Annotated in this window: 7 protein-coding genes; 6 read left to right on the forward strand and 1 reads right to left on the reverse strand. The window is 71.9% G+C overall.

Annotation, left to right across the window (positions count from 1 at the left end; all coding sequences use genetic code 11):
- Nucleotide 1: 1 nt before the first annotated feature.
- From IG86_RS0124125 to IG86_RS0124145, 5 genes are read left to right on the forward strand one after another with little or no spacing between them, the layout of a single operon-like run.
- Nucleotides 2–868: an ABC transporter permease gene (locus IG86_RS0124125; protein WP_037849799.1), complete on the forward strand. Its 867-nt coding sequence runs from the start codon at nucleotides 2–4 to the stop codon at nucleotides 866–868.
- Entirely contained in the window at nucleotides 865–1818 is a 954-nt protein-coding gene (locus tag IG86_RS0124130) for an ABC transporter permease (RefSeq protein WP_078906016.1), read from the forward strand. Before IG86_RS0124125 ends, IG86_RS0124130 begins: the two co-directional genes overlap by 4 nt.
- A 5-nt stretch (nucleotides 1819–1823) precedes the next feature.
- On the forward strand, nucleotides 1824–2918 hold the full coding sequence (locus IG86_RS0124135) for an ABC transporter ATP-binding protein (protein ID WP_037849800.1): 1095 nt from the start codon (nucleotides 1824–1826) through the stop codon (nucleotides 2916–2918).
- A 15-nt stretch (nucleotides 2919–2933) separates the two neighbouring features.
- The gene (locus tag IG86_RS0124140; protein WP_030832980.1) at nucleotides 2934–4256 is read left to right on the forward strand and encodes a flavin monoamine oxidase family protein; all 1323 of its coding nucleotides are present in this window, start codon (nucleotides 2934–2936) and stop codon (nucleotides 4254–4256) included.
- The gene (locus IG86_RS0124145) at nucleotides 4249–5673 is read left to right on the forward strand and encodes an aminobutyraldehyde dehydrogenase (protein WP_030832983.1); all 1425 of its coding nucleotides are present in this window, start codon (nucleotides 4249–4251) and stop codon (nucleotides 5671–5673) included. Before IG86_RS0124140 ends, IG86_RS0124145 begins: the two co-directional genes overlap by 8 nt.
- A gap of 23 nt (nucleotides 5674–5696) precedes the next feature.
- On the opposite strand, the gene IG86_RS0124150 is transcribed toward IG86_RS0124145, so the two are convergent.
- The gene (locus IG86_RS0124150; RefSeq protein WP_030899537.1) at nucleotides 5697–6680 is read right to left on the reverse strand and encodes an aldo/keto reductase; all 984 of its coding nucleotides are present in this window, start codon (nucleotides 6678–6680) and stop codon (nucleotides 5697–5699) included.
- 101 nt (nucleotides 6681–6781) lie between these two features.
- On the opposite strand from IG86_RS0124150, the gene IG86_RS0124155 reads away from it, so the two are divergent.
- Nucleotides 6782–7354, forward strand: coding sequence for a TetR/AcrR family transcriptional regulator (locus IG86_RS0124155; RefSeq protein ID WP_030832989.1), 573 nt, complete (start codon nucleotides 6782–6784; stop codon nucleotides 7352–7354).
- Nucleotides 7355–7942: the final 588 nt, after the last annotated feature.

The raw sequence follows: 7942 nt of genomic DNA on the forward strand, positions 1-7942 counted from the left end.
CATGGCGGACACCAAAGCGAGGGGGCCCAGGCTGTGGACCTGGCTCCTCCTCCCCGGCACCCTCTGGATGACGGGCTTCCTCGTCGCCTCCCTCCTCCTCGTCGCCACCCTCGCCCTCGGCACCACCGACCCCCTCGGCAACCCGCGCTTCGGCTTCAACCCCGACAACCTCACCGCACTCGCCGACCCCGCCTACCGCACCGTCCTGCTGCGCTCCCTCGGCTACGCGCTGATCACCTGCCTCATCTGCCTGGCCGTGGCCTACCCGGTCGCCTACGCCATCGCCCTGCGCGGCGGACGCTTCAAGAACCTGCTGATCGCCGCGATCGTCGTCCCGTTCTTCGCCAACTACCTGGTACGGATGTACGGCTGGTCCGTCGTCCTCTCCGACGACGGCCCGCTGCTGAGGTTCCTGCGCGCGATCGGTGTGGCCGACGACGGCACCAAGATCCTCCAGACCGGCGCGGGCGTCATCGCCGGACTCGTCTACGGCTTCGTCGTCTTCATGATCATCCCGCTGTACGCGGCGATGGAACGCATGGACACCTCGCTCATCGAAGCCGGCCGCGACCTCTACGGCGGCCCCCTGCGGACCTTCCTCTACGTCACCGTCCCCGCCACCCGGCAGGGAGCGGCCGCCGGCTGCGTCCTCGTCTTCCTGCCCGCCATGGGCGACTTCGTCAGCGCACAGCTCATGGGAGGACCCGACCAGATCATGATCGGCAACCTGATCCAGGACAAGTTCTTCCAGGGCCAGAACTGGCCGCTGGGCTCGGCCCTCACCATGCTCCTGATGGCGGTCCTGTTCCTCGGGATGCTCGGCTACCTGCGGCGCACCCGCAAGGACGAGGCGGAGGCGGCCCGATGAACAACGGGAACACCGCGAGCACCACGGGCGCACGGAACACGGCGACCACCACGGACGCTCCGAGCACCGCGCACGCTCCGAGCACCGCGCACGCCCCGGGCACGCCCGGCGCTCCGAGGAAGCAGCGACGCCGCCGCCGCGCGGCCGAGCGCCGCCCCCGCTTCGCCATCGCCGTCACCGCCCTCTTCTTCGCCCTCCTCTACCTCCCCGTCGGCGTCGTCGTCCTGTTCTCCTTCAACTCGCAGAAGTCCCTCACCGTCTTCGAGGACGTCAGCCTCCGCTGGTACACCGCGTTCCTCCACGACGACGTGATCCTCGACTCGCTCGGCATGAGCCTGCGGGTCTCCCTGGTCGCCATGGCCGGCTCGCTCGTCCTCGGCGTCGCCCTCGCCCTGGGCCTCGTACGCAGCAGGAGCCGCCTCGGCTCCTTCGCCGGCCTGGTCATGCTCGTCCCGCTCATCACCCCGGAGATCGTCACCGGCGTCGCCGCGATGCTCCTCTTCAAGGGCCTCGGCATCACCCTGTCCACCACCACCGTGATGCTCGCCGAGATCACCTTCTCCATCTCCTACGTGACCGTCATCCTCCGCTCACGCATCGCCGCCCTCAACCCCGAGGTCGAGGAAGCCGCGATGGACCTCGGCGCCACCCGCCGGCAGGCACTGCGCCTGGTCACCCTGCCCGCACTGCTCCCGAGCATCCTCGCCTCCGCCGTGCTGATCTTCGCCCTCGTCTTCGACGACTTCGTCCTCGCCTACTTCACCACCGGCGTCGACCCGCAGCCGCTGTCCGTGCGCATCTACTCGGCGATCCGGTTCGGCGTGCAGCCCACCATCAACGCCGTCGGCACCCTGATGCTCGCCGGATCCGTCGGCCTCATCGTCCTCGCCCTCGCCATACCGCGCCTGTTCGGGCGCCGCGGCGGCCTCGACCTGCTCTCCGGGAAGTGACACCCATGCACCCGACCCCCGTGCACCCCACCCCCGCCGTCCGCCTCGACCACGTCAGCAAGCGCTACCCCGCCGCGGACGACACCTACGCCGTGCACGACGTCGCACTCGACATCGCCCAGGGCGAGTTCTTCTCCCTCCTCGGCCCCTCAGGCTGCGGCAAGACCACCCTGCTGCGGATGATCGGCGGCTTCACCGACCCCACCGAGGGCAGCGTCCTGCTCGACGGCCAGGACGTCACCGGCCTGCCGCCCAACAAGCGCAACGTCAACACCGTCTTCCAGAGCTACGCCCTGTTCGACCACCTCTCCCTCGCGGACAACGTGGCCTTCGGCCTCAAGCGCAAGGGCGTCCCCCGCGCCGAGATCCGCGAACGCGTCACCGGCATGCTCGACCTCGTCCAGCTCGGACACCTCGCGGGTCGCAAGCCGGCCACCCTCTCCGGCGGCCAGCGGCAGCGCGTCGCCCTCGCCCGCGCCCTGGTCAACCGGCCCCAGGTGCTGCTGCTGGACGAGCCGCTGGCCGCCCTCGACCTGAAGCTGCGCCGGCACATGCAGGTCGAGCTCAAGCAGATCCAGCGCGAGGTCGGCATCACCTTCGTCTTCGTCACCCACGACCAGGACGAGGCCCTGACCATGTCGGACCGGATCGCCGTCATGAACGACGGACACGTCGAACAGTGCGGCACCCCGGAAGACGTGTACGAGCGGCCCAGCAGCAGCTTCACCGCCTCCTTCATGGGCACATCCAACCTCGTACCCGGCACCTACCGCTCCGGCCGGGTCGTCCTCGACGCCGGCCCCGAACTGCCCGTCGGCAACCGGCCCGCCCTCACCGACGGCAGCAGGGTCAACCTGTCGATCCGCCCCGAGAAGATCTGGCTGTCCGACCTGGAACCGGACATGGCCCGGGTCGGCGGCGTCGTCCGCGAGACCGTCTACTGCGGCCCCACCACCACCTACCTGATCGAACTCGCCCCCGGCGTCACGGTGTCCGTACTGGAGCAGAACACGGTCCGCTCCCGCATGGAGGACCGCTGGAGCGGCGGCGAGCAGGTCGAGATCGGCTGGAAGCCCGAGCACTGCCTCGTCCTGCACTGACCGGAGGAACACCCCATGAACCACGACGTCATCGTGCTCGGCGCCGGCCTGGCCGGCCTCGCCGCCGCACGCGACCTCGCCGCCGGCGGAGCCGACGTCCTCGTCGTCGAGGCCCGCGACCGGGTCGGCGGACGCGTCGAGCAGACCGAACTCCCCGACGGCCGACTGCTCCAGCTCGGCGGAGAGGTCGTCGGCCGCGCCCACACCGCGTACACGACCCTGGCGGCGGAACTCGGCCTCACCCTCACCCCCAGCTACGTCGCCGAACCCGGCGCCCTCACCCGCGCCACCCCCGAAGGAGTCTCCGCGGGCGACCCGCCCCACTGGTTCGGCCCCGGCGACGACACCTGCCACCGCAAGGTCACCGACGCCTTCTGCGCACTCGCCCGCACCGTCGACCCGGACGACCCCTGGGCCCACCCCGACGCCACCGCCCTCGACCGGCTCTCCGTCGGCGACTGGCTGCGCGCCGAGGGCGCGACCCCGGCCGTCGTCCGCCTCTGGGAGATCGGCCAGCTCGCCCTCGCCGACGGCTCGTACGAGCGCACCTCCCTGCTCGCCGCCCTGCGCAAGCACGCCGCGGTCCCCGTACCCGGCCCCGACCACTACGACTACGAGGCCTGGGAGGGCCTGCGGGTCGCCGAGGGATCCGCGACGGTGGCCCTGCGCATGGCCGCCGCCCTCGGCGGCCGCGTCCGTACCGGCTCGCCCGTCGAGGCCGTCACGATCCGCCGCCCCGGCCCCTGCACCGTACGGCTGGCCGGAGGCGAGACCCTCACCGCCGGCGCCGTCGTCAGCGCCCTGCCCGTCGGCCCGCTCCGCTCGGTCACCGTCACCGGCGTCTCCGAGGAACGACTCGCCTCCCTGCACCGCCAACGCCACGCCCTCGCCGCCAAGTTCGTCGCCGCCTACGACCGGCCGTTCTGGCGCGACCGGGGCCGCAGCGGCCTCTCCGAATGCGAAGGGGTCCTCGGCAGCACCTGGCCACAGAACGACGGCATCCTCTCCGCCCTCGTACCACCCGAAAGGCTCGCCGTGCTGCTCGGCACACCCACCCCCCTGCGCACCGGCGAACTCCTCGCCGAAATCGCCCGCCTCTACGGCGAAGAGGCCCACCGGCCGCTCGCCACCCACATCCGGATGTGGGGCACCGACCCGTGGACCCAGGGGTACGTCACCCAGTGGACACCCGGCGACGTCACGGCCGTCGGCCCCCGTCACGGCACCCACGAACCACCCTTCTACGTCTGCGGATCCGACCAGTGGGTGGCCGGCTACATGGAGGGCGCCGTCCGCACCGGACGCGACGCGGCGCGCGAGGCACTGCGCCGTGGCTGACACCGACACCCTCCTCAACCACATCGCCGGCGCCGACCGGCCCGCCGCCACGGGCGCGACGATGGACCTCGTCGACCCCGCCACCGGCCGCGTCCACCGCCGCGCCCCGCGCTCCGGCGGGGCCGACACCGACGCCGCCTGCGCGGCCGCCACGGCGGCGTACGCGCACTGGTCCACGACCACCCCTGCCGTACGGCAGCGCGCCCTGCTCGGCATCGCCGACGCCATCGAGGAACACGCGGAGGCCCTCGTCGCCGCCGAGACAGCCGACACGGGCAAGCCGGCCCGCCTGTTCAGGACCGAGGAACTGCCCGCCATAGTCGACAGCGTCCGCTTCTTCGCGGGCGCCGCCCGCAACCTGCCCGGCGCCGCGGCCGGGGAGTACACCGAAGGCCGCACCTCCCTCCTGCGCCGCGAACCGGTCGGGGTCTGCGCCCAGATCACCCCGTGGAACTACCCGCTGATGATGGCCGTGTGGAAGATCGCCCCGGCGATCGCCGCGGGCAACACGACCGTGCTCAAGCCGGCCGACACGACACCCTCGTCCTCCGTGCTCCTCGCCCGGATGGCGGCCGAGCACCTGCCGCCCGGCGTGCTCAACGTGGTCTGCGGCGACCGTGACACCGGCCGCGAACTCGTCGCCCACCGCGACGTCGCCCTCGTCGCCGTCACCGGCAGCGTGCGGGCGGGCCGGCAGATCGCGGCGGCCGCCGCCGTCGACCTCAAACGCGTCCACCTGGAACTCGGCGGGAACGCCCCCGTCCTCGTCCACGACGACGTGGACGTCGAGGCCACCGCCGCGGCCCTCGCCGCCGTCGCCTACTACAACGCCGGGCAGGACTGCACCGCACCCACCCGCTTCCTCGTCCACCACCGGATCCACGACGCGTTCCTCGCCGCGTTCGCGGCCGAGACCCGCACGCTGCGCCCGGGCTCCCCGGACGAGCCCGACGCCGACTTCGGCCCCCTCAACAACGCCGCCCAGCTGGCCTCGGTGCAGGACCTGCTCGGCAGGCTGTCGGACCGCGCCGAGATCGTCACCGGCGGTGACCGGCTCCCGAGACCCGGCTTCTTCCACGAGCCCACGGTCGTCGCGGGCGTGCGCCAGGACGACGAGATCGTGCAGGAGGAGATCTTCGGGCCCGTCGTGACCGTGCAGGCCTTCGCCGACGAGGAGGAGGCCCTGAAGCTGGCCGACGACGTCCGCCACGGCCTCGCCGCCAGCGTGTGGACCACCGACCACGACCGCGCGATGCGGGCGACCCGGGCCCTGCACACCGGCATCGTCTGGGTGAACACCCACGGCACCACCGTCTCCGAAATGCCCCACGGCGGGGTCAAGCACTCGGGCTACGGCAGTGACCTGTCGATGGCGGGCCTCCTGGACTACACCCGGGTCAAGCACGTCATGCTGTGAGCCCCGCGGCGCCCTCCACCCGGTCAGCCGTTCAGGGAGGCCATCAGCTCGGGGGCGTAGCGGTCGCCGGAGGCCACGCCGTGCGGGGCCACGGCGTCGATCGCGGCCAGTTCGGCCGGGGTGATCGTCACGGCGGTGGCGGCGACGTTCTCCTCCAGGTAGCGGCGGCGCTTGGTGCCCGGAATGGGCACCGCGCCCTGGTGCAGGGTCCAGGCCAGGGCGAGCTGCGAGGGCGTCACGCCCTTCTCGGCGGCCAGCTGGCGGACCTGGTCCACGACGGCCAGGTTCCGGTGGAAGTTCTCACCCTGGAACCGAGGGTCGGTGCGGCGGAAGTCGTCCGCCGCGAAGTCGTCGGGGCTGGTGATGGCGCCGGAGAGGAACCCGCGGCCGAGCGGGGAGTAGGCGACGAGCCCGATCCCCAGTTCGCGGAGGGTGTCGAGCACGCCGTCGTGCTCGATGCCGCGTTCGAAGAGGCTGTACTCGGTCTGTACCGCGGCCAGCGGGTGCACGGCGTGGGCGCGGGCGATCGTGGCGGGGGAGACCTCGCACAGGCCGATGTGGCGGACCTTGCCGGCCTCGACCAGCCCGGCCAGGGCGCCGACGCTCTCCTCGATCGGCACGTTCGGGTCGACGCGGTGCAGGTAGTAGAGGTCGATGTGGTCGGTGCCCAGGTGGCGCAGGGATCGGTCGGCCGACCGCCGGATGTACTCGGGGGTTCCGTTGTGCCCGAGGAAGGCGCCCTCGTCGGTGAATTCGATCCCGGTCTTCGTGGCCACCACGGCCGCCTCGCGGCGGCCGGACAGGGCCTTGCCGAGCAGCTGCTCGTTGCGGAAGGGGCCGTAGCCCTCGGCGGTGTCGAGAAGGGTGACGCCGAGCTCCAGGGCGCGGTCGATCGTGGCGAGGGACTCGGTCTCGTCGGTGGCGCCGTAGTGGGCGCTCATGCCCATCAGCCCGAGGCCCTCGGCCCCCACCTTCAGACCCTGGCGGCCCAGTGCGCGCATCTCCATGGTGTGCTCCTCGAAAGAAAGTAACTAACCGGATAGATAGAGTCTGCGACGGATCGGTGCGCCTTGTCAATAACTGGATAGTTACTTGCTAGGCTGCGGGCATGGCACGGGATTCCAACGCGACCAAGGCGCGCCTGCTCGACGCGGCCTTCTCCGAGTTCGCGACGTACGGCATCGCCGGTGCGCGCGTCGACCGCATTGCCGAGGCCGCGCAGGCGAACAAGCGGCTCATCTACGTCTACTACGGCAACAAGGAGCAGCTCTTCGACGCCGTGCTCCAGCGGGCCCTGGAGACCGGCTCGGAATCCGTCCCCTTCGACGCCGACGACCTGCCCGGCTACGCGGGCGCCGTCTTCGACCACCTCGTCGAGCGGCCCGAGCTGATGCGGCTCGTACTGTGGAAGCAGCTGGAGCGCCCCGGGTCGACGGGCGCGGAGGCAGCGTCCTACGAAGGCAAGATCGCGGCCGTGCGGCAGGCGCAGGAGGCGGGCCGCATCGACGCGGGCATCGACCCCGCGGACGTGCTCACGCTGGTCATCGGCCTGTCGCAGGCCTGGTTCGCGGCGGTGGGCGGCCCGGCGGCGGGAGCCGCGGGCAGTGCCTGGGCCGCCGACCGCCTGGCGGCCCACCGCGCGGCCGTGATCGAGTCCGTCCGCCGGCTCACGGCGCCGTAGCGGGCGGGAGCCGCAGGGCGAGGGCTTCGGGGGTCGGGATCTGGCGGGGCGGGGGCTTCGGGGGTCGGGAGCCGCTCGGGCGGGATCAGGGATGGTTTGGGGGTTTCCCGTCAGTCCCATCGTCTCTCCGCGTCGGGCCGGCCCGTCAAGGGCGCTCCCTCCGGTCGCGTCGCTTCGCGATGTCGCTGCGCTCCACCCTTGACCGCCCGTCCCGCCACGGAAATCCGAAAGACTGCCGGGAAGCCCCCAAAGGAACGGGCCGGTCTCAGCTTTGCAGGGACGGGGCGTCGGAGATGCGCGGCGGCGGTCGAGGGCGCGTCTCATCGCTACGCGCTCCTGCGGGACGGCGCCTGCGGGCCCCTTGGGCTGGACATAAGCCGCCATTGATCGCTACGTGCTTCTCCTTCACGCGTCCGCGAGTCTCTGGGGCTGGGCATAAGCCGCCACCAATCGCTACGCGCTCCTGCCGGACGGCGCCTGCGAGCCCCGTGGGCTGGACATAAGCCGCCATCGATCGCTGCCCGCTCCTCCATCACGCGTCCGCAAGCCGTCCGGGGCTGGTCGCAAGCCGCAGAAACCTTCCGCCAC

The organism is Streptomyces virginiae, assembly GCF_000720455.1.
GTDB classification, from domain to species: domain Bacteria; phylum Actinomycetota; class Actinomycetes; order Streptomycetales; family Streptomycetaceae; genus Streptomyces; species Streptomyces virginiae.

What these genes read in the sequence shown, in the direction of transcription:
- IG86_RS0124140 (WP_030832980.1), top strand. Translation starts at nt 2,934, where the DNA reads ATGAACCACGACGTCATCGTGCTCGGCGCCGGCCTGGCCGGCCTCGCC.
- IG86_RS0124155 (WP_030832989.1), top strand. Translation starts at nt 6,782, where the DNA reads ATGGCACGGGATTCCAACGCGACCAAGGCGCGCCTGCTCGACGCGGCC.
- IG86_RS0124130 (WP_078906016.1), top strand. Translation starts at nt 865, where the DNA reads ATGAACAACGGGAACACCGCGAGCACCACGGGCGCACGGAACACGGCG.
- IG86_RS0124150 (WP_030899537.1), bottom strand. Translation starts at nt 6,680, where the DNA reads ATGGAGATGCGCGCACTGGGCCGCCAGGGTCTGAAGGTGGGGGCCGAG.
- IG86_RS0124135 (WP_037849800.1), top strand. Translation starts at nt 1,824, where the DNA reads ATGCACCCGACCCCCGTGCACCCCACCCCCGCCGTCCGCCTCGACCAC.
- IG86_RS0124125 (WP_037849799.1), top strand. Translation starts at nt 2, where the DNA reads ATGGCGGACACCAAAGCGAGGGGGCCCAGGCTGTGGACCTGGCTCCTC.